The organism is Pseudoduganella rivuli (assembly GCF_009674485.1).
Lineage (GTDB): Bacteria > Pseudomonadota > Gammaproteobacteria > Burkholderiales > Burkholderiaceae_D > Rugamonas > Rugamonas rivuli_B.
This window is the reverse complement of the sequence record NZ_WKJJ01000010.1, coordinates 195327-217856: the sequence shown is the minus strand read 5'-3', so window position 1 is coordinate 217856 and position 22530 is coordinate 195327. Positions and strand designations below refer to the sequence as shown.

Sequence of the window (22530 nt, the reverse complement as noted above, 5' to 3'; positions counted from 1 at the left end):
GCCTGCCTATACAAGCTTTGGAGGAAGAGAAAAATGGGGTCGATGAACGATGTGGGGGACGTAAAACAGGTACCGGGACCGGATGGCCTGGCCGACCCGGATTACCGTCTCGACGACAATATGCGCCGTGAAACGGGCCGTATTTTCATCACCGGCACGCAGGCGCTGTTGCGCATGATGATCATGCAAAAACGGCTCGACGAACGCCATGGCTTGCATACGGCCGGCTTCATTTCCGGCTATCGCGGTTCGCCGCTGGGCGCGGTCGACCAGGAAGCATGGCGCATCGCGCCGCTGCTGAAAGAAGCATCGATTGAATTCCTGCCTGCCATCAATGAAGACCTGGGCGCCACCGCCGTACTGGGTTCGCAGCAGGTGGAATCCGACCCGACCCGTACCGTCGAAGGCGTGTTTGCCATGTGGTACGGCAAAGGCCCCGGCGTCGACCGCTCCGGCGATGCGCTCAAGCACGGCAACGTCTATGGTTCGTCGCCGCACGGCGGCGTGCTGGTGGTGCTGGGCGACGACCATGGCTGCGTGTCGTCGTCGATGCCGCACCAGAGCGAACAGGCGCTGATGGCCTGGCAAATGCCGGTGGTCAATCCCGCCAATATCGAGGAATACTTTGAATTCGGCTTGTATGGCTGGGCACTGTCGCGTTTTTCCGGCAACTGGGTCGGCTTCAAGGCGATTTCGGAAACCGTCGAAGGCGGCGCCGTGGTGGAATTGCCGCCGCCGAACGATTACAACGTTCCCACCGATTACCTGTACCCGCCGGGCGGCTTGCACTACCGCTGGCCGGACTTGCCGTCGCTGGCGCTGGAGCAGCGCCTGGCGGCCAAGCTGGATGCGGTGCAAGCCTTTGCCAAGGTCAATTCCATCGATAAGCTGGTGGTGAAAGCGCCGCAAGCGAAGCTGGGCATCATCAGCGCCGGCAAGGCTTACCTCGATTTGATGGAAGCGCTGCAGCGTATGGGCGTCTCGTTTGATTTGCTGGAACAGCTGGGCATCCGCCTGTACAAGCCGGGCATGACGTATCCGCTGGAACGCAGCCGTTTGTTCTCGTTCGCGGAAGGCCTGGAGCAAATCCTTGTGGTCGAAGAAAAAGGCCCGGTGATCGAAGACCAGCTGAAAGGCTTGCTGTACAACATGCCGGCCGCCAGCCGTCCCGTCATCCTCGGCAAGACCGATGCGCAGGGCGAGCCGCTGCTGTCCGCGCTGGGCGAATTGCGCCCGTCGCGCATCGCGCCGGCGCTGATCCGCTGGCTGGCGCCATTGCTGCCGCAACTGGGCCTGGAGCGCCAGCTGCCATCGTTCTGCGCCGCCGACCTGTTGTCGAACAGCGCGGACGCCGTCAAGCGCACGCCGTATTTCTGCTCGGGCTGCCCGCACAACACGTCGACCAAATTGCCGGAAGGTTCCCGCGCGCTGGCCGGCATCGGCTGCCACTTCATGGCGACGTGGATGGAGCGCGACACGTTCAACCTGACGCAGATGGGCGGCGAAGGCGTGACGTGGGTGGCGGCTTCCCGTTTCGTGAAGGCGCCGCACGTGTTCCAGAACCTCGGTGACGGCACGTATTACCACTCCGGCTACCTGGCCGTGCGCCAGGCGATCGCGGCGAAAACCAATATCACTTACAAGATCCTGTACAACGACGCCGTGGCGATGACGGGCGGCCAGCCGGTCGACGGCGGCTTGTCGGTACCGCAAATCGCGCAGCAGGTGGTGTCGGAAGGCGCCAGCAAAGTCGTGGTGGTGACGGACGACGTGGCGCGCTACGCGGATGTCACGTTACCGGCCGGCGTGCCGGTGCGTCCGCGCGAAGAGCTGGACGTGGTGCAGCGCGAATTGCGCGATACGCAAGGCGTGACGGTGCTGATTTACGACCAGACCTGCGCCGCTGAAAAGCGCCGCCGCCGCAAGCAGAACAAGCCTGGTAAAACCGTGTTCCCGGATCCGGCCCGCCGCATGATGATCAATTCCGCCGTCTGCGAAGGGTGCGGCGATTGCGGCACGCAGTCGAACTGCCTGTCGATCCTGCCGCTGGAAACCGACCTGGGCCGCAAGCGCCAGATCGAGCAATCGTCGTGCAACAAGGATTACTCGTGCGTGGAAGGTTTCTGCCCGTCGTTCGTGTCGGTGCTGGGCGGTGCATTGAAAAAGCCCGCCGCCGCGCAAGTGTCGCTGCAACAGCTGGAAGACATGCTGGCGCCGCATCCGTTGCCGCCCGCTTACGCTTTTGCGAAACCGTTTGAAATGCTGGTGGCCGGAATCGGCGGCACCGGCGTGGTGACGCTGGGCGCGCTGATCACGATGGCGGCCCACCTGGAAGGCAAGGGCGCTTCCGCGCTGGACTTCATGGGCTTTGCGCAAAAGGGCGGCGCCGTGATGTCGCACGTGCGCGTGGCCGCATCGCCCGCACTGCTGAACCAGGTGCGCATCGACTTGCAGCAGGCCGACGCCTTGCTGGCATGCGACCTGGTGGTGGCGGCCATGCCGGAGGCGTTGTCCGTGATGCGCCGCGGCCACACGCAAGTGGTGGCCAACGAGCGTGAAACGCCGACGGCGGAATTCACGCGCAATCCGGATGCCGACATCGACAAGCATGGCTTGCTGGCCAAGCTGCGCCATGGCGCCGGCGACGACAACGTGTTCGGCATCAACCCGGCCGACCTGGCGCTGCGCGCGCTGGGCGAACAAATCACGGCCAACATCGTCATGCTGGGCTATGCATGGCAGCGGGGCCTGGTGCCGGTCGGCATGCCTGCCATGATGCGCGCCATTGAATTGAATGGCGTGGCGATCGACCTCAATAAACGCGCGTTCATGCTGGGCCGCCTGGCCGCTGCCGATATGGGTGCGGTGGACCGCCTGGCGCAGCCGCAGCAGGTGATCCAGTTTGCTCAGCCGAAGTCGCTGGAAGAGATCATCGCCCTGCGTGTGAAGCTGCTGACGGATTACCAGGACAGCCGGTATGCGGACCGTTACGTGGCGCTGGTGCGCCTGGTCGAGCAAAAAGAACGGACGCTGGAAGGCGAAGGTTCGAAGCTGGCGCTGTCGAAAGCCGTGGCGCGCAGCCTGTACAAGGCCATGGCGTACAAGGATGAATACGAAGTGGCGCGGCTGCATGCGGATCCGGTATTCCGCGCGCAAATCGCCGACCAGTTCGACGGCGACTTCAAGCTGCAATTCCACATGGCGCCGCCGCTGCTGCCGAAAAATAAACCGGGTACGGACATCCCGGCCAAACGGACGTTCGGCGCCTGGATGCTGCCGGCCATGGGCATGCTGGCCAAGCTGAAAGGCTTGCGCGGCACCGCGCTCGATGTATTCGGCTACACGGAAGAACGCCGCACCGAACGCGCGTGGCGTGACCAGGTGATGGCGCTGGTGGAAGAGCTGGCGAACGGGCTGACGGCAGAGAACAAGCCGGTGGCGTTGAAGCTGGCGTCCGTGCCGGAAAAAGTGCGGGGCTTTGGCCACGTGAAACTGGCCAACCTGGAAAAGGCGCAGCAGGAACTCGATGCGCTGCGCCCGCAGATGCACGCAAAGAGCCAGTTCGTCATGATGAAGCGCGCATAAAAAGCAGGGCGGTTTCCGCGCAGCGGAAGCCGCCCTACGGGTTAATACTTGCCGGTGTCCTTATCGCGCAGGTGTAAATCCTTCGCGTCATCCGTCGCGCTCTGGCTCGACAAGCCCGAGCCGCGGCTGATGTTGCCCTGGCCGGTGCTGTACGTGGCGGACGTTGACGGGCTGCTTTGCATGGTGTTGGTCCCTTGTCCCATCACGCTGCCGGTGGCGGTGCGGTAGCCCGCTTCCGGATGCGTGCCGTAGAAGCCGTGGATTTGCGACGTGAATTCGCTGCTGGCCATGTCCGGCCAGCGGTCCTTGTCGAAGCCCGGCGCGTTTTCCAGGCGCTCCTTGCTGACGTCGAGGATGAAGCGTTTATTGGTCGTATCCAGTTCCAGCGCTTGCCATGGCACGGCAAACAGCTTGTCGCCCATGCCCAGCAGGCCGCCGAACGACAGCACGGCGTACGAGATGCGGCCGCTCTGCATGTCCAGCATGATTTCCTTGATGTCGCCCAGGTCTTCATCCTGGCGGTTATAGACGTCTTCACCCAGCAGGGTGTCGGCGCCCATCAGGCGCGGCCCCGGACCATCGTTGTCGTCGCGGTCGCGGTAAATGCCGAATTTATCTCTGTCCAAGTAGCTCATAACGATCTCCATGAAAGCCGGCCGGGCCATACCGGCGAAAGTGTGGTATCAGTTCGCCCGATGCCGATGGTTCAACTTCCCTTCGGCGTGACGCGCCAGACGACGTTGGCAACGTCGTCCACCACCAGCAATGCGCCCGCCTTGTCTACTGCGACGCCGACGGGCCGGCCACGGGCCTTGCCTTCGGCGCTGAGGAATCCGCTCAGGAAGTCTTGCGGCGGCCCCGATGGCTGGCCATTGGCAAACGGCACGAAGACCACCTTGTAGCCGCTGTGGGGCTTGCGGTTCCAGGAACCGTGCTGGCCGATGAATGCGCCGCCACGGTAGGTTGCGGGGAACAGGTTCCCCTCATAAAAAGCCAGGCCCAGCGACGCGGTATGGCCGCCCAGCGCATAGTCCGGCGCGATGGCCCTGGCCACCAGGTCCGGTTTCTGTTCCTTCACGCGGGTATCGACGTGCTGGCCGAAATAGCTGTAGGGCCAGCCGTAAAAGCCGCCCTGTTTCACGGACGTCAGGTAATCGGGCACCAGGTCGTTACCCAGTTCATCGCGTTCATTGACGACTGTCCACAATGCTTTCGATTGCGGTTGCCACGCCATGCCGTTCGGATTGCGCAAGCCTGTCGCGAACAGCGTCGCCTTGCTGGTGGCCAGGTCCAGTTGCCAGATGGCGGCGCGGCCTTCTTCGCGCTCCATGCCGTTTTCCGCCACGTTGCTGTTGGAGCCCACGGTGGCATACAGCGTCTTGCCATCCTGGCTGGCGATGATGTTCTTGGTCCAGTGATGGTTCAGTGTCCCGCCGGGCAAATCCATGACTTTCGCGCCGCGCGCCGTGATCGACGTTTGCCCCGGCTGATACGGGAACTTCAGCACGGCATCGGTATTGGCCACGTATAAGTCGTTGCCCACCAGCGCCACGCCAAACGGCGAATGCAATCCTTGCAGGAATACCGAGCGGGTTTTTGCCATGCCGTTCGCATCGATATCGCGCAGCAGGGTAATGCGGTTGGCCGATTCCGTGACGGCGCCGGCCTTTTTCATTTGCGACTTCATGATGGCGCCCTTGATGCCCTTGCCGTCCTCCGGCTTGGGCGGCGCATTGGTTTCCACCACCAGCACATCGCCGTTCGGCAACACGTAAGCCCAGCGGGGATGGTCCAGGTTGCGCGCATAGGCGCGCACCGTGAAGCCTGGCGCGGCAACGGGCGTTTCGTTGTCCTTGAAGCGTTCGACGGGCGCCACGTTGACGGTCGGGATCAGCGATTGTTCCGGTTGCGGCAATGCGGGAGAAGGACCGAAGCCGGGCGGATAACCCGCCTGCTGGGCCCCTGCATCGATGCTGAGCGCCGCAAGCAAGGCAAACGGCATGGCGGCGAACGGTACTGCTGGCTTCATCGTTGGCTCCCGTCGTGCATTCAGTTGGTTAGTCGCGCTTGCTGCCGGGTTGCGGCTGCGCCTCGCCGGGCGTCTTCGGTTGCACTTTTTCCACACCGCGCACTCCGTGCATATCGGTGTCGACCAGCCCTTGCTCAAGGTCGCTGGCCGCCTGCTGGATCACGCTGCGGGGTTTCGGCGGCTGACCGTCCGGCGATTCGTCGCGCTCATGCGGCAAGCGTTTACCGTCGTCGCTCTTGGCCGGCAGTGCGGTATTGACCTGGCGGTCCTTGGCTTCCGTCACCATGATGGGTTCTCCTGTCGTCGCTTCGCGGCCCATCATAGTCCGTGCAAGTGTGTGCAGTCGCCCGTTTGAACTTTTTTGAAACAGTGCAATATCAGCATGAAGTCAGGTAACATTTCCACGCTGAAGAACCTGCACAGGACCAACAATGAAGAATGACGTCGCCCATCACCACGACATCCCGGCGATTTGCCCCAACTGCGACGCACCCACCGGCGGCGGCAACTATTGCCAGCACTGTGGCCAGGAAACGCACCTGCACGCGGCCAGCTTCGCGGAATTCGCCCATGAATTCATCGGCCATTACGTGGCGCTGGAAGGACGCTTGTGGGGGACGTTCACGCGGCTGATGTTCCGGCCCGGCCTGCTGACTCTGGAATACATGCGGGGCCGCCGCAAGCGTTACGTGGAGCCGCTGCGGCTGTACCTGTCGCTGTCGATCATCTTTTTCGCGCTGCTGAAATTCACCAATGTGGAACCGGTGAAGGTGGCCGACAAGGCGATCGTCGCCGCGCAGCAGGAAGAGTTGAAGAACGACATTGCCAAGGAGGCGGACGGGATCCGCAACGACATCATCAAGAATGGCAAGACCGTCGACGCCAACGGCAACCAGATCGAGTTACCGGACAAGCTGCGCGAAAAAGCGCCGGGCCTGATGAAGCAGGTGGATTACTTCAATACGCTCGATACCGAAGGGCGGGGCAAGGTGATGTCGGAGGGCTTCTTCAAATACGGGCCGTACGCCATGTTTGCGCTGATGCCGCTGTTCGCGCTGTACCTGAAATTCCTGTACCTCGGTTCCGGGCGGCGCTACGGCGAACACTTGCTGTTCGCCTTGCACACCAGCGCATTCGCCTTCGTGCTGTTTGCCGCGATCAAGTTCACGCCCGATGGCTATTTCCTGGGCTTCCTTGAAATCTGCTGGCTGGTGGGTTATCTGCCTTGGGCGATGCGGCGCGTCTACGGCGGCAGCCGCTGGGCCACGTTTTTCCGCTGGTCGCTGCTGATGCTGGCGCACGGCATTTCGCTGGCGGTGGCCATCGGCGTGGCGATGGGGGCGGGCGTGGCTACCGCCCACTGAAAAAAATGGGGCGCCAGCCCCATTTTCTTATTCAGCCTTGGCCGCCGGCTGCCACAACTCGACCTTGTTGCCGTCCGGATCCATGAACCAGCCGAACCGGCCGTAATCGAACGATTGCGGATCGCCCACCAGTTCGGCGCCGCCTTTTTTCACCTGCTCCAGCGCCGCGTCGAGGTCATCGACGATCAGGTTGAACATGAAGTCGCGTTTCGACGGCGCAAAGTAGCCGGTGGTGTCCTTGAACGGACTGAAGACCGTACCGCCGCCATCCGGCATGGTGGCCGGGAAAAACGTCGCGTAATCCGTCGATTCGGTGGAGAAGCCCAGATGCTCCTGATACCACGTCATCAGCGCTTGCGGATTGCGCGACTTGAAGAAAATACCGCCCACGCCCAGCACTTTCGCCATCGTTCTCTCCCTGTTGAGTGTGCTTGCAGTCTGATGCTGCACAAATTATACTGTTTGTATGTACAGTATTGTGTACATGGCAGAAGGTTGCATTATGGGTTACTCTGCCGGGTGTTGCCACCCCAGCGCTGGTAGAAGCCACCCCAGTGTTGTTGCCCTGTATCGCCGCCTACTCAAAACCGAGAGATTTATGCCAGCTACGCAAGTTCTGTTTAAAACAATCGCCCTGGTGGTCCGCCAGAATACGGCGGGCATTGAAGAGGCTGTCGGTAGCTTGCTGAGTTTTTTGCGGGATGCCGGGCACCACGTCGTGTTCGAAGAAGAAACGGCGGCGCACCTGGCGATGCCGGGCATCCCGTCGATGACGGCGGCGCAGATCGGCGAACATGCGAATGCCGCCATCGTCATGGGCGGCGATGGCACCATGCTGGGCATGGCGCGCCGCCTGGCGCCGTTCGACGTGCCGCTGATCGGTATTAACCAGGGCCGTCTCGGTTTCATGACGGATATCCCGCTGGACGGCATGCTGCCGGTGCTGGAACAAATGCTGAAGGGCCATTACCAGGCCGAGCGCCGCACCATGGTGGAAGGAAGAGTGGTGCGCGATGGACAGGATATCTATGTGGGCCGCGCCTTCAACGATGTCGTGGTGTCGCGCGGCGCCGGCGCCGGGATGGCCGAATTGCGTGTCGATGTCGATGGCCAGTTCATGTACAACCAGCGTTCGGACGGCCTGATCATTTCGACGCCCACCGGTTCCACCGCCTATGCGCTGTCGGCCGGCGGACCGCTGCTGCATCCGACCCTGGGCGGCATCGTCATGGTGCCGATTGCGCCGCACGCGCTGTCGAACCGGCCCATCGTCTTGCCGGACTCCAGTGAAATCGTGGTGGAAATCATGCGCGGCCGCGACATCACGGTGAACTTCGACATGCAAACCTTTGCCAGCCTGCAGGCGCACGACCGCATCATCATCCAGCGCTCGCCGCACTCGATCACGTTCCTGCATCCGGAAGGGTGGAGTTACTACAATACGCTGCGCGAAAAACTGCACTGGAACGAATACCCGTCAGGCGAAGGCAAACTGGCCTGATCCCCTCAACTTCATTACCGCTGCCTATGCTTCGTACTCTGTCCATCCGCGATTTCGTCATCGTCGACACCATCGAACTGGAATTCTCCGCCGGCTTCACTGTCTTCACAGGCGAAACGGGCGCCGGTAAGTCCATCCTGATCGATGCGCTGTCCCTGACGCTGGGCGGGCGGGGCGATGCCAGCATGGTGCGCGAAGGCGCGGCCAAGGCCGACATCACGGCGGACTTCGCCGTGACGGAAGCGGCGGCCGCGTGGCTGGCCGCCAATGAATTCGCGGCCGAAGAAGGCGGGGCCTTGCTGCGCCGCGTGATCGACAATGCGGGCCGCACCAAGGCGTATATCAATGGCGTGGCCGCCACGGCGGCGCAGTTGCGCGAGCTGGGCGACTTGCTGGTGGACATCCATGGCCAGCACGCGCACCAGTCGCTGCTGAAAGCGGAAGCGCAGCGCGAATTGCTGGATAACTATGCCAAGCTCAATAGCGCCGAAGAAGGTGTGGACATGGCGGGCCAGCTGCAAACGGTCGGCGCCTCCTACCGCGCGTGGCGCGCGCTGGCCAGGCAATTGCACGAATACGAAGCCAATGCCGCCAACCTGGCGTACGAGCGGGAACGCCTGGAATGGCAAGTGACGGAACTGGACAAGCTGGCGCCCAAGGCTGACGAATGGCAGGAAGTGTCGCACGAGCACAGCCGCCTGTCGCATGCGGCCAGCCTGCTCGAAGGTGCGCAGGAAACCCTGGCGGCGCTGTCCGAATCGGATGACCATCCGATCGTGTCGCAACTGTCCTCGCTGCAGCAAAAGCTGGGCAAGCTGGCCGCCATCGATGCGGAATTGCAGCCGACGGTGGAATTGATTGAATCGGCCCGCATCCAGTTGCAGGAATCCGTGTATGCGCTGAACACGTACCTGGACAAGGTGGAACTGGACCCGGAACGCTTGCGCCAGGTCGATGCGCGCCTGGAAGCGCTGCATTCGGCATCGCGCAAGTTCCGCGTGGCGCCGGAAGAGCTGCCGCAGGAACATGCGAACCTGGCCAACAAGCTGCGCCAGCTGGCCGACGCGTCGGACCTCGATGGCTTGCGCCAGCAGGAACAGAAACTCAAGGCGGCCTACATGGAAGCGGCCGAAGCGCTGTCCGCCATGCGCGAGCGCGCGATACACCGGCTGGGCATTGCCGTCACGGCGGCCATGCAGGAATTGAACATGACGGGCGGCGTGTTCGCCATTGCGCTGCGCCCGTGCGAGCCGTCCGCCGTCGGGATCGAACAGGTGGAATTCCTGGTGGCGGGCCATGCGGGCGTGTCGTTGCGCCCGCTGGCGAAAGTCGCGTCCGGCGGCGAGCTGGCCCGTATCTCGCTGGCGATTTCCGTCATCACGTCGCATGCGACGACGGTGCCGACCCTGATCTTCGACGAAGTCGACAGCGGCATTGGCGGCGGCGTGGCGGAAGTGGTCGGGCGCTTGCTGAAGCGCCTGGGCCAGGCGCGCCAGGTGCTGTGCGTGACGCACTTGCCGCAAGTGGCCAGCCAGGCCAACCAGCATTTCCAGGTGGCGAAGGGCTTGACGGACACCGGCAAGACCGCGTCCCGTATCGATGTGCTGGATCACCGGGCCCGCGTGGAAGAAGTGGCGCGCATGCTGGGCGGGCTGGAAATCACGGCCACCACGCGCAAGCATGCGCAGGAGCTGTTGGCCTTATAAATGGCCGGCAAATAACTGGGAGGTGGTAATGAATCTATAATGACCGTTCATATTCGTCATTGCAGATTCATGGCCTTCCAAAAAGAACCCCCTCACACGCACGGCACCGGCTCATCCAGCGCCGTGGTGCTTGTCAACCTGGGCACGCCGGACGAGCCGACCCGCTCCGCCGTGCGGCGCTACCTGAAGCAATTCCTGTCCGATCCGCGCGTGGTGGAAATTCCCCGCGCCATCTGGTGGTGGATCCTGCACTTGATCATCCTGCCATTCCGCTCCGGCCAGTCGGCAAAAAAATATGCGTCGATCTGGACGGACGAGGGTTCGCCGCTGAAGATCCATACGCAAAAGCAGGCGCTGCTGTTGCGCGGCGCGCTGGGTGAGCGGGGCCACCGCGATGTGACGGTGGCGATGGCGATGCGCTACGGTTCGCCATCGTTGCCCGATGTGCTGGCGCGGCTGAAAAGGGATGGCTGCACCCGCATCGTCGTGCTGCCCGCGTATCCGCAATATTCCGGCACCACCACGGGATCGATTTATGACGCCGTGTTCGACCATTTCAAAACCGTGCGCAACGTGCCGGACTTGCGCCTGGTGCGCGATTACCACGATGACGACGGCTATATCGATGCCCTGAAAAAGTCGGTGCTGGCGCACTGGGAAGCCAATGGCCGTGGCGAGAAACTCGTCATGAGTTTCCATGGCGTGCCCAAGCGGACCTTGCTGCTGGGCGACCCATACCACTGCGAGTGCCACAAGACGGCGCGCCTGCTGGCCACCAAGCTCAAGCTGAAGGAAGACGATTACATCGTCACGTTCCAGTCCCGTTTCGGCAAGGCCGAATGGCTGCAACCGTATACCGCACCCACCGTGCAGGCCCTGGCGAAACAGGGCGTGCGCCGCGTTGACGTGATTTGCCCCGGCTTTACCAGCGATTGCCTGGAAACCCTGGAAGAAATCGCGATGGAAGTGCGGCATGACTTCCTGACGGCGGGCGGCAAGGAATTCCACTACATCCCGTGCCTGAACGAATCGCCCGCGTGGATTGCCGCATTGGCGGAACTGGCCGAGCATCAAATGATTGGCTGGCCCACGATGATCACGGGCGCGCAGCATGACGTTGCCAAAAAAGACCTGGACAAGGCCCGCGTCGCCGCCCTCAAACTCGGCGCGGAAAACTGACCGGAGCCGCCCCGCAATTCGCCCTGCAATTATTAGCACTTGCCGCCGGTGAGTGCCAGCCTGTTAAAATATCCAGTTTGCAGGGCCTGCAAAGGTCAGGGAATCAGTTCCGTGTAGCACAACCACGCAACCGCCAAGAGGGTGTAGGCAAGGATCGATGCTGCGATGAATGACAATTTCATAACGACCTCCTTGATTTCATCTTAGCGGCTGTGGCGGTAATAACCATCTCTCGATGTTTTTAATGTGTAACGAGTTGGTTACATCAGACACATCGCGCGGAAGGAAGGGGGAAAAGACCCCTTGAAATGCAAGGTTATAGCCCCACTTGGTGCCCGTGCTGCAAGCTGTAATGTCAAACAAACACGATTTGTAGGAGTCTTTTAGATGCAAGATCAGGAAAATCAAACGGTCCCTAATCCAGAGGTGGACCAGGCGCCGGCAGATTCGACTCCCGCCGAAGCCCAGGCAACCGCCACCCCATCGCTGGAAGAGCAACTGGCCAGCACCGAAGCGCGCCTGGCTGAAATGCATGAGGCCTTCATGCGCGCCAAGGCGGAAGGCGAGAACATCCGCCGTCGTGCCCAGGAAGACGTGGCCAAGGCACACAAATTCGCTGTTGAAAGTTTTGCCGAAGCCATGTTGCCGGTGAAAGACAGCCTGGAAATGGCGCTGAAGGTGGAAAATCCATCGCTGGAATCGCTGAAGGAAGGCGTCGAAATGACGCTGAAACAGCTGAGCTCCGCGTTCGAGCGCAACCGCCTGCTGGAAATCCAGCCGGCCCAGGGTGAAAAGCTGGATCCGAACAAACACCAAGCCGTATCGGTCGTTCCGGCCGAACAGGAAGCGAATACCGTCGTGACGGTGTTGCAAAAAGGCTACATGATTGCCGACCGCCTGCTGCGTCCGGCCATTGTCACCGCCGCGCAAGGCAAATAAAGCCTTGGCCGCTTGAAACTGCACAGCAATTCCCAATATACGGTTCAACAGAAACTTCGCTTACAAGGAAAATAAATCATGGGCAAAATCATCGGTATCGACCTCGGCACGACCAACTCTTGCGTTTCCATCATGGAAAACGGTCAGCCAAAAGTCATTGAAAACGCGGAAGGCGCGCGTACCACGCCTTCGATCATTGCTTACCAAGAAGACGGCGAAATCCTGGTTGGCGCGCCGGCAAAACGCCAGGCGGTCACCAACCCGAAAAACACGCTGTTTGCTGTCAAGCGTCTGATCGGCCGCAAGTTTGAAGAAAAAGAAGTACAGAAAGACATCGCGCTGATGCCGTACGAAATCACCAAAGCCGACAATGGCGATGCGTGGATCGGCGTGCGCGACAAGAAACTGGCTCCTCCGCAAATCTCGGCGGAAGTGCTGCGCAAGATGAAGAAAACCGCGGAAGACTACCTGGGTGAAGAAGTCACTGAGGCGGTGATCACCGTGCCTGCGTACTTCAACGACTCGCAGCGCCAGGCGACCAAGGACGCCGGCCGTATCGCGGGCCTGGAAGTCAAACGTATCATCAACGAACCAACCGCGGCTGCGCTGGCATTCGGCCTGGACAAGACCGACAAGGGCGACCGCAAGATCGCCGTGTATGACTTGGGCGGCGGTACGTTCGACGTGTCGATCATTGAAATCGCCGACGTGGATGGCGAAAAGCAGTTCGAAGTGCTGTCGACCAACGGCGACACCTTCCTGGGCGGCGAAGACTTCGACCAGCGCGTGATCGACTACATCATCGACGAATTCAAGAAGATCAACGGCCTGGACCTGAAAAAAGATCCAATCGCCCTGCAGCGTATCAAGGCATCGGCCGAGCGCGCGAAGATCGAACTGTCGTCGTCGCAGCAGACTGAAATCAACGAGCCGTACATCGCCATGGCGAACGGCGCGCCAGTCCACTTGAACCTGAAGATCACCCGCGCCAAGCTGGAATCGCTGGTGGAAGAACTGATCAACGCCACCATCGAACCATGCCGCACCGCGATCAAGGATGCAGGCGTGAAAGTGGCCGACATCGACGACATCATCCTGGTCGGCGGTATGACCCGTATGCCGAAGGTGCAGGAAAAAGTCAAAGAGTTCTTCGGCAAGGATCCACGCAAGGACGTGAACCCGGACGAAGCGGTTGCCGTGGGCGCCGCGATCCAGGGTTCCGTGCTGGCCGGCGACCGCAAGGACTTGCTGCTGCTGGACGTGACGCCGCTGTCGCTGGGTATCGAAACCCTGGGTGGCGTGATGACCAAGATGATTCACAAGAACACCACGATTCCTACCAAGTTCTCGCAAGTGTTCTCGACCGCCGACGACAACCAGCCTGCCGTGACCATCAAGGTCTACCAGGGCGAACGTGAAATCGCCGCCGGCAACAAGGGCCTGGGCGAATTCAACCTGGAAGGCATCCCGCCGGCAGCACGCGGTACGCCACAGATCGAAGTGACCTTCGACATCGACGCCAACGGCATCCTGCACGTGGGCGCGAAAGACAAGGCCACCGGCAAGGAAAACAAGATCACCATCAAGGCCAATTCGGGCCTGTCGGAAGAAGAAATCCAGAAGATGGTGAAGGACGCCGAACTGAACGCGGAAGAAGACAAGAAGCTGAAGGAACTGGCTGAGTCCCGCAACCAGGCTGACGCGCTGGTCCACTCGACCCGCAAATCGCTGACCGAATACGGCGACAAGCTGGAAGGTGGCGAGAAGGAAAAGATCGAAGCTGCCATCGCTGACCTGGAAGGTTCGATCAAGTCGGGCGACAAGGCTGACATCGACGCCAAAGTGGCTGCGCTGTCGACCGCTTCGCAAAAGCTGGGCGAAAAGATGTACGCTGACATGCAGGCACAGCAAGCTGCTGCCGGCGGCGCCGAAGCTGGCGCACAGCAGGCCGGCGCGCAAGGCGGCGAAGCGAAGAAAGATGACGACGTGGTCGACGCCGACTTCAAAGAAGTCAAGGACAGCAAGTAATCAGAGTGCGTCAACGGGTCTTTCGGCCCGTTCACGCAGGCACGAACGCCGAGCCGAGTTCCTTTTAAGGCCGGCTCGGCTTTTTCGCGTAATCAGTACATCAGAAGTTAGGTGCCTACAACATGGCAAAGCGTGATTTTTACGAGATCCTCGGGGTCGCAAAGAATGCGTCCGAAGACGAGATCAAGAAAGCCTATCGCAAACTGGCGATGAAATACCATCCGGACCGCAATCCGGACAGCAAGGAATCGGAAGAGAAGTTCAAGGAGGTCAAAGAGGCCTACGAGATGCTGACCAATCCGGAAAAGCGCGAGGCTTATGACCGCTACGGCCATGCCGGCGTGGACCCGAACATGGGCGGCGGCGGTGGCGGCGGCTTTGGCGCGGGCGGCTTCGGCGACGCGTTTGGCGACATCTTTGGCGATATCTTTGGCGGCGGCCGCGGTGGCCGCAGTTCCGGTCCGCAGGTGTACCGTGGCGCCGACTTGCGCTACAACCTGGAAATCACCCTGGAGCAGGCGGCCAACGGTTTCGATACCACCATCCGCGTTCCATCGTGGGACAAGTGCGATACCTGCCACGGTTCCGGCGCCAAGCCGGGCACGTCGCCTGTGACGTGCTCGACGTGCGGCGGCCACGGCCAGGTGCGCATGCAGCAGGGTTTCTTCAGCATCCAGCAGACTTGCCCGAAATGCCACGGCACGGGCAAGATCATTACGGACCCTTGCTCGCCTTGCGGCGGCGCGGGCCGTATCAAGCGCAACAAGACGCTGGAAGTGAAGATCCCTGTCGGTATCGACAACGGCATGCGTATCCGTTCGTCCGGCAATGGCGAACCGGGCACCAATGGCGGCCCGCCGGGCGACCTGTATGTGGAAATCCACATCAAGCAGCACGCGGTGTTCCAGCGCGAAGGCGACGACCTGCATTGCGAAATGCCGATCTCGTTTGCGCGCGCGGCATTGGGCGGTGAAATCGAAGTGCCGACCCTGTCGGGCAAAGTCGCGTTCACGATTCCTGAAGGGACCCAGTCGGGCAAGACCTTCCGCCTGAAAGGCAAAGGCATCAAGGGCGTGCGTTCCGGCTACCCGGGCGACCTGTTCTGTCACGTGGCGGTGGAAACGCCGGTCAAGCTGACGGACAAGCAGAAAGACTTGCTGCGCGAGTTCGAGAAGTCCACCACGGAAGGCGGCGCCAAGCATTCGCCACAAAGTAAAACGTGGCGCGACAAGGTGAAGGATTTCTTCGAATAACCGGGATCACCACGGGACGATGTCTTGTCGTCCCGATTGCGGTACCATAGCGCCAAATTCCCCGGACCGCCTGTTGCTTTGCCGGCAACAGGCGGTTTTTTGCGCGTACATGAGAGGACATGATGAGCGACAACAACACGACTTCCCCACTGGCCAACCTGCTGGAGAATAATCGCGCCTGGGCGCACTTGAAGGTTCAGCACGACCCGAATTATTTCAAAGACCTGACCCAGGTGACGCCGGAATACCTGTGGATCGGCTGCTCGGACAGCCGCGTTCCTGCAAATGAACTGCTGGGCCTACCACCAGGCAAAGTGTTCGTGCACCGTAACATCGCCAATGTGGTGGTGCACACGGACTTGAACTGCCTGTCGGTCCTGCAATTTGCCATTGAACAGATGAAGGTCAAGCACGTGATCATCGTGGGCCACTATGGCTGCAAGGGCGTACATGCCGCCATGACCAATACCCGCGTGGGCCTGGCCGACAACTGGCTGCGCCACGTGCAGGACGTGCACCAGAAACATGAGCGCTACCTGGGCGCCGTGCTGCCCGAGGGCGCGCGCGCCGACCGCCTGGTCGAACTGAACGCCATGGAGCAGGTGGTCAACGTGTGCTCGACCACCATCGTGCAGGATGCCTGGGCCCGTGGCCAGGAACTGACCGTGCATGGCTGGGTGTATGGCTTGCAAGACGGCCACCTGCGCGACCAGCTGGCCGTGTCCAGCCTGGACCAGCTGGCGCCGGCGCAGCAAAAGCGCCTGGCGCTGTACGCCGAGCTGGATCAGTAATCCATCGCAACCAGCCGGCCCGTTGCCGCGACGCGGCGACGGCCGGCTGCCCCGCGGCGCACCCGTGCGCCGCCCGGTATATGCCTCCGTAGAATGGGCATATGGCCAAACATCCCCCTTCCCTGAAGACGTCAGCCGACGCGGCGCCTGTGCCTGCGTCAGGCATCCCCGTTGACCCTGACCAGGAACCCGCGCACCTCGACGAGTGCCGCCGTTGTCCCCTGTATGCCAACGCCACCCAGGGCGTCCCCGGCGAAGGAAAAAAACGGTCGCGCATCATGCTGGTCGGCGAGCAGCCGGGCGACCAGGAAGACCTGCAGGGTAAGCCATTTGTCGGCCCCGCCGGCAGCCTGCTCGAGCGTGCGCTGGAACAGGCCGGCCTCGACCGCAACGACGTCTATGTCACCAACGCCGTCAAGCATTTCAAGTGGGAGCCGCGCGGCAAGCGCCGCCTGCACAAGACGCCGGCGCAGAAGGAAGTCGCGGCCTGTCATTACTGGCTGGAAGCGGAACTGGCGAAAATCAGGCCGGCCGTGGTGGTGGCGCTGGGCAGCACCGCGCTGAAATCCGTGCTGGAAGATAGGCGCGCCACGCTCAAGGCGTTCATGGAGGCGCCCGTGCGGCATGGCGCTTACCAGGTGGTGGCGACCTATCACCCCGCGTTCATCCTGCGCGTGCCGGACCAGGAGACGCGCGAAGAGGCCATGGCGGCACTGGTGCACGCGCTGCGCACGGCGCTGGAATTGTCGCTGTCTTCTGACTACCGCATGCCGGTCGTTTAACCGCCATAAGGCGTGTAGGCAATGCCATTGGCGGTGACACCCACCAATGCCGCGACATTTTCAGGGCTTTCGCTGAAGAACATCAGCACATCGGACAGCGATGCGACCTTGCTCTCCAGTATGTCGGTCCAGTAATTGAGGCCGGGTGTATCGGGGGCGCGGTGCAGCACGTTGTTGTAAAAGCCGGTGATGGCTTGGCTGCTGGTCGGATGTTCGCCTGCCAGCTGTTGGAATTCTTGCGCCGCTGTAAATGCTGCCGCCACATCTTTCAGACCGGCACCCTTGTCCATGACCGAGATCCAGTAACCCAGTCCCACTTTGTCCGGCGCGCGGTTGTAGGCTGCCTGGTAGAGCCGATATGCCTGGCCGGCCACGCCATTGACATCGAACGCCAGGGCGGCGTCGCTGAACTGCAGCCGTTCCACATTGGATAATGTGTCGGCCTGGCCTTTGGTATCCGCGACGCGCAGGGCCGCGTTGTTGCCGGCGCCATTGCGGGTAATGACATAGTCTGCGATGGCGCTGGCGTACCGGGCTGTATCGATGCCCGCGCCACCATCGATGACATCGCCACCGCCACCGCCTGACAAAACGTCGTTGCCGTCGCCGCCCAGCAGCGTGTCCCGGGCATTGGCGCCGACCAATGTCGCGCCCGTATTGGGTGCGACCAGCGCCACCATTTGTTTGTCGTGGCCTGCCAAATCCTGGTAGGTCGCGGTGATGCGAATCTGCTTGCCCAGCGCGTCCAGCGGCGTCATGACGGTCGCTACGCCATCGCTGGTGAAGCTGCCGGCGACGCCGCCCCAGTTCATGCCATCAACACTGGCTTGCCATAGCAGGCTCGCGTTGCGCACGCCATCGGCGTCGGTGATGGCGGCGGCCAGCGCGTTGCCGGACCAGGCAACAGACAACAGGCCAGGCTGGTTGGGCGCCGCATTGAGCAGTGCCGCACTGGTGACGGATTCCGCTGTGCCATGGCCGTCGACGTAGCTGGCCGTGACGGTGATGGTTTTGTCTTTCAAGGCCGCGGTCAACGGCAATTGCACGTCGGTGGCGCCGTCGATCGAGTTGCCATTGGCGAACCAGCGGTAGCTGAACTGGCCAAGCCCGTCGGCATCGGTTAACCCGTTCGAGACGCCCAGCGTGCCACTCGTGCCGGGCGAACCGATAATCGACAGCATGCCGGCCGGCGCATCGTTGACGTTGTCAACCGCCGCGCTGGCCGAGCTGGTGATGGTGTCTTTGCTGCCCTGGCTGTTGGTGTAGCTGGCCGTGACGGTCATGCGCTTGCCCACAGTTGCTTCCGTCAACAGCACCGCGCTGCCGGTGGCGCCGTTGACGGCAACGCCATCGGCATACCACTGGTAAGCAATCTTGTCCGGCATATCGGCGCCGGACAGGCTCAGGGCTGCGGTCAGCGTCTGGTTTTGCATGACCTTTCCATTGATGGACACCGTGCCTGTCGATCCGGATGGCACCGTAGGCGTGGTAGGCGTGGCCGGTACCGTGACAGTCTTGCTCGGCGCACTGGCTATGGACTCCGCAGTGCCGCTGCCATCGACATAGCTGATCATGACCGTCATGGCCTTGCCCACTTCATTGGCAGTCAACTGGTAAGTCTTGCCGGTTGCGCCGGAAATCGCCTTGCCGTCGGCCAGCCACTGGTAACTCAGCGCACCCAGGCCATCCGCGTCGGCCAGCGTGTTATTGGCTGTCAGTACCTGGCTGCGCACGGGAGTGCCCGTGATCGTGACCTGGCCTGTAGGCAGGCTATTGAGCGCGACGACGCCATCGGAAAACTGCAGGCGCTCGATGCTGGTTAGCGTATCGGTACCTTCATTGCCGCTGTTGGCGGTCACGACATAACCGGTCGCCGTGCTTTTCACGGTATAGCTGGCGCGCATACCCTGGTAGACCGCCGTATCGGTGCCATCGCCGCCAACCAGGGTATCGTTGCCGCCCAGGCCCGCGAGGATATCGTCGCCCTTGCCGCCATTGAGGACGTTGGCGCCGTCGGTGCCAGTGATGTTGTCGGCGCCGTTGCCGCCGGTGGCGTTTTCGATGGCCGTCCCATAGTTAATGGTGATCTGGCCTGGCGCCGTAATACCGGAACCCTGTTTGCCGATGTAATCCCAATAGCCGGGCTGCAAGTGCAGGGTGATGCCGTCGGACAGGCCGGCGGCGCTGATGGTGTCGTTGCCCGCGCCATCCCAGAGGAAATTGCTGGCGCTGGCGGTGAGCTGGTACGTATCGTCCTTGCTGCGCGTGGCGGGATTGACGCCATACAGGTATTGCAATGCCGCGATATCGAGCGCGCCCAGCGTGGCCGCGCCGCTGGGCGACATGACGCTGACGCCACTGCGTTCATCCCGCATGGGCAGGGCGGCATCGCCGCCTTGCGTGTCTTTCAAACCCAGCGCATGCCCTAGTTCGTGCAGCAGCGCGCTGGCGCCGACCGCGGGCTTGCCGGCGCTGTTGCCGATGGCGCCCAGCCACAGGTCCGCGCCGTCGCTGTCGAGCAGGCTGGCGCCGCTGTTACCGGGCGCGATACGGCCCATTGCGTGGATGGCCAGCTTTGCCCCGCCAGACGTCAGGGGCAGGTTGGCTACAGCGGACGCTCCGCCGATCAGGTCGCGGATGGCCGCCTGTTCGGTGGCGGTATAGGGCGTGCTGCCGTCGAACACCAGGTTGAGTCCGTGCGCCTTGCCCAGCGCGGTTTCCAGCGCGGCTTTCAGATCGACTGCGCTGCTGCTTTGGTTGAGCAATGCCGCGATCCAGTATGGCGTGGTATTGGTGTGCAAGGTCAGGGTGCTGGCGGCATGGGCTGTTTCAGGAATCTGCTGGCCATCGCTGAACGTCCACAGCAAGTCGACGGTCTTGCCCTCCTGGATCGTACCGCTGTTCTGGTACGCCACTGATTGCAGTGCCGTGTTGACCAGCGCCTGCGTTGCACTACTGTTGAAAACGATGTGCAGGGCGCCGCGGCTGTTGTCGACGGTGCCGATGTTGGCACTGCCGACGTAGGCAGCGCCATTGCGGAAACTCAGCGTGCCGGTGGCGACGAACTGGTCGTCCGCGCTGGCGCCTTCGCGGCGCTCCAGCGTGATACTGGCGCCCGCGTAGCGGCGCGCCGCCGTATTCAGATCTGCGTCGCTGATGGTCAGCAGTGGTGCGATCGCTTGCGGCGCATAGCCTTGCACCCAGCTTGCGCTGTTGTTGGCCTGGCCGGCGTCGCTGCCGAAATTCGTCGCAGCCTGTCCGTCGGGTGTGAACTTGACCAGCGTTGGCAACGTCAGGCCGCCATTGGCGGGTACCGCGCCGCCGGACAGGATAATCGAACCGTCGGCGCCCAGCGCCATGGCGCTGGCGCCGCCGCCGTACGGCTGCAAGGTGGACAACGCCACGCCGGCATTGCCGAATGTGGTATCGGGCGTGCCATCCGCATGCAACTTTATGACGACAAATTCTTCATCGATGCGGCTGGCGCCGGCGCTGCTGGCCCAGGTGCGGCCGCTGACAATGATGGCGCCGTCTTCAGTAATCGCGACCGAGGTGGCGTTCGTGGAAATCCACTCTTGCGCTTTCCCGGGCGTCGGCGTGGCGTAGCGGGCATACATGCCATCGTCGCTGAAGCTGGTGTCCAGCGTGCCGTCCGCTTTGTAGCGCACCACGGCCATGCCGCTGGTGGTGTAACCGTTCAGCGTGACGGGGCCGGCGCCGGCCACGATGATTTTGCCGTCCGGTTGCAGCGCTATGCTGGCGGCGGCGCTTTGTCCGTTGTACTGCGACGGATAGCTGGCTGCTGCTTCGCCATTTTTGCCAAACGTGGTATCGCGGCTGCCGTCGGCATTGAAGCGCAGCAGGGTGAACTGGGACTGGCCCTCCTCCGTCACGCGGGTCGCGGAAACGACGATCTTGCCGTCCGCCTGCATGGCCATGTCGGTGGCCTGCAAGCCGCTGGCAGCGTCGAGCAGCAACCCTTTCTTGCCGAAGCTGGTATCGAGGGCGCCGTTGGCCAGGAAGCGCACCAGTCCGATCTGGTTCGGCGCATGCGTGCCGTCCGGGAGCTGGACGTAGGTGTCAGCCACCACGGTAATGCTGCCATCGATGGCCATGGCAGAACCTGCCACCGTCGTGGTGGCATTGGGATTCAAGTTCGCCAGGGTGACACCCTTGCCTCCGCCAAACGAGGTATCGATGCTGCCATCCGCGTTCAGACGCGCCACCAGCACGCTGGTATTGCCGAAATGCGCCGCATCGGGGCCGATGGCGGAGCCGGTGAGCAGCAGTTTGCCACTGCCCAGCATGATGACTTGGTCCAGGTCTTGCGAACCCATTGCCGGGATGGCGCCGAATTTCAAGACCTTGGTGCCGTCTTGCTGAAAGCTGGTGTCCAGTGTACCGTCGGGCAGGAAGCGGGATAACTCCGCATTGCGCAAGACCAGCAGGCTGCCATCGGGCATGACGGTGATGGCTTCGGCTGGTTTGCCGCTCATGGACGCGAGTACCAGTTCGCCGGTGCGGCTGGAAGAAAAGATGGGGGCTGAATTGGCAGGCATGGGACTGGAAAAAGACGGCGTAACCAGCAATGTTACAATAGGAAAATCAAGATGTAAATTTGATAATCAACGTATTACAGCAAGATTTTGCTCTTTCATGGCGCATTTTTTGCTTAATGATGAAGCATGAGCCGCAAATTACGCATCGTTTTAGTACATCCGCCCGACGAGAGTGACGCCTCGTTGCGGGCCCATGCCGTTCAGGCGGGCTTGAAAAAGGCCGGATATCAATTGGTCGCTTCGCTGCCGGCCGATTTTCATTTGCCCGAACGGATTGCAGAAATCCAGCCCGATATGATCATCGTCGACGCGGAATCCGACGCGCGCGACGTGCTGGAACATATCGTCATCGCCACGCGCGACGAGCGCCGCCCCATCGTCATGTTCACGGAAGACGAGACGGAGTCCAGCATGGAAGCGGCCATGGCGGCCGGGGTTTCCGCCTATATCGTGGCGGGCTTGCAGCCGGAGCGCATCAAGCCGGTACTGAATGTGGCGCTGGCCCGCTTCGCCCAGGAGCAAAAGCTGCTGGCGGAACTGGACGACACCCGCATGAAGCTGGCCGAGCGCAAAGTGGTGGAGCGGGCCAAGGGCTTGTTGATGGCGCGCCACGGCATCACGGAAGACAAGGCGTATCAAAAGCTGCGCACCATGGCGATGAACAAGAATTTGCGCCTGGCGGAAATCGCCCAGCGCATCCTCGATGTGGAAGACTTGTTGGGCTGATGTTGGGCTGACTTGGTGCGTTGCAGCACTTTGGGGCTGTTTTCGCACCACGATGGTGCGTCACGGCAAGTAGTTGTTCCCCTTCCTC

Annotated in this window: 17 protein-coding genes; 12 read left to right on the top strand and 5 right to left on the bottom strand. The window is 61.8% G+C overall.

All coding sequences use genetic code 11. The features are described from left to right. Positions 1-42: 42 nt before the first annotated feature. On the top strand, positions 43-3585 hold the full coding sequence (locus tag GJ700_RS17440; protein ID WP_154376289.1) for an indolepyruvate ferredoxin oxidoreductase family protein: 3543 nt from the start codon (positions 43-45) through the stop codon (positions 3583-3585). 41 nt (positions 3586-3626) lie between these two features. Here GJ700_RS17440 and GJ700_RS17435 read toward each other — a convergent pair whose 3' ends face one another. The 3 genes from GJ700_RS17435 to GJ700_RS17425 form a co-directional block, all read right to left on the bottom strand. Next, positions 3627-4220, bottom strand: a complete 594-nt coding sequence (locus tag GJ700_RS17435; protein WP_154376113.1) for a PRC-barrel domain-containing protein — start codon at positions 4218-4220, stop codon at positions 3627-3629. A 71-nt stretch (positions 4221-4291) separates the two neighbouring features. After that, positions 4292-5614, bottom strand: coding sequence for a PQQ-dependent sugar dehydrogenase (locus GJ700_RS17430; protein ID WP_154376111.1), 1323 nt, complete (start codon positions 5612-5614; stop codon positions 4292-4294). A 28-nt stretch (positions 5615-5642) separates the two neighbouring features. Continuing rightward, entirely contained in the window at positions 5643-5936 is a 294-nt protein-coding gene (locus tag GJ700_RS17425; RefSeq protein WP_229507064.1) for a hypothetical protein, read from the bottom strand. A 109-nt stretch (positions 5937-6045) separates the two neighbouring features. On the opposite strand from GJ700_RS17425, the gene GJ700_RS17420 reads away from it, so the two are divergent. Continuing rightward, a complete protein-coding gene (locus GJ700_RS17420; RefSeq protein WP_154376109.1) occupies positions 6046-6978 on the top strand; it encodes a DUF3667 domain-containing protein in 933 nt (310 codons plus the stop codon). Positions 6979-7005: 27 nt separating this feature from the next. On the opposite strand, the gene GJ700_RS17415 is transcribed toward GJ700_RS17420, so the two are convergent. Next, positions 7006-7386 carry a VOC family protein gene (locus tag GJ700_RS17415; RefSeq protein WP_154376107.1) on the bottom strand — a complete coding sequence of 127 codons (381 nt, stop codon included), beginning with the start codon at positions 7384-7386 and terminating at the stop codon, positions 7006-7008. Between the two features lie 190 nt (positions 7387-7576). On the opposite strand from GJ700_RS17415, the gene GJ700_RS17410 reads away from it, so the two are divergent. From GJ700_RS17410 to GJ700_RS17375, 8 genes are all read left to right on the top strand, one after another. After that, complete coding sequence (locus GJ700_RS17410) at positions 7577-8479, top strand: NAD kinase (protein ID WP_154376105.1); 903 nt, start codon at positions 7577-7579, stop codon at positions 8477-8479. Between the two features lie 26 nt (positions 8480-8505). Further along, positions 8506-10185: a DNA repair protein RecN gene (recN, locus tag GJ700_RS17405; protein WP_154376103.1), complete on the top strand. Its 1680-nt coding sequence runs from the start codon at positions 8506-8508 to the stop codon at positions 10183-10185. A gap of 69 nt (positions 10186-10254) precedes the next feature. Next, a complete protein-coding gene (gene hemH / locus GJ700_RS17400) occupies positions 10255-11364 on the top strand; it encodes a ferrochelatase (protein WP_154376101.1) in 1110 nt (369 codons plus the stop codon). A 387-nt stretch (positions 11365-11751) separates the two neighbouring features. After that, positions 11752-12303 (top strand): nucleotide exchange factor GrpE, encoded by a 552-nt coding sequence (grpE, locus tag GJ700_RS17395; RefSeq protein WP_154376099.1) that lies wholly within the window; start codon positions 11752-11754, stop codon positions 12301-12303. Positions 12304-12381: 78 nt separating this feature from the next. Further along, positions 12382-14331, top strand: coding sequence for a molecular chaperone DnaK (dnaK, locus tag GJ700_RS17390; RefSeq protein ID WP_154376097.1), 1950 nt, complete (start codon positions 12382-12384; stop codon positions 14329-14331). Positions 14332-14453: 122 nt separating this feature from the next. Further along, positions 14454-15584, top strand: coding sequence for a molecular chaperone DnaJ (gene dnaJ, locus GJ700_RS17385; RefSeq protein WP_154376095.1), 1131 nt, complete (start codon positions 14454-14456; stop codon positions 15582-15584). Positions 15585-15703: 119 nt separating this feature from the next. Then, the gene (gene can / locus GJ700_RS17380) at positions 15704-16375 is read left to right on the top strand and encodes a carbonate dehydratase (RefSeq protein WP_371868002.1); all 672 of its coding nucleotides are present in this window, start codon (positions 15704-15706) and stop codon (positions 16373-16375) included. 101 nt (positions 16376-16476) lie between these two features. Continuing rightward, entirely contained in the window at positions 16477-17157 is a 681-nt protein-coding gene (locus GJ700_RS17375; RefSeq protein ID WP_154376093.1) for a UdgX family uracil-DNA binding protein, read from the top strand. Here the strand turns inward: GJ700_RS17375 and GJ700_RS17370 are convergent. Next, a complete protein-coding gene (locus tag GJ700_RS17370) occupies positions 17154-21653 on the bottom strand; it encodes a DUF4214 domain-containing protein (RefSeq protein WP_195763921.1) in 4500 nt (1499 codons plus the stop codon). The genes GJ700_RS17375 and GJ700_RS17370 overlap by 4 nt on opposite strands. Here GJ700_RS17370 and GJ700_RS17365 point away from each other — a divergent pair. Both GJ700_RS17365 and GJ700_RS17360 read left to right on the top strand, forming a co-directional pair. After that, positions 21652-21846 carry a hypothetical protein gene (locus GJ700_RS17365; protein WP_195763920.1) on the top strand — a complete coding sequence of 65 codons (195 nt, stop codon included), beginning with the start codon at positions 21652-21654 and terminating at the stop codon, positions 21844-21846. The two genes, GJ700_RS17370 and GJ700_RS17365, sit on opposite strands and share 2 nt — an antisense overlap. Continuing rightward, positions 21843-22442 (top strand): ANTAR domain-containing response regulator, encoded by a 600-nt coding sequence (locus tag GJ700_RS17360; protein ID WP_154376087.1) that lies wholly within the window; start codon positions 21843-21845, stop codon positions 22440-22442. Before GJ700_RS17365 ends, GJ700_RS17360 begins: the two co-directional genes overlap by 4 nt. Positions 22443-22530 lie beyond the last annotated feature (88 nt).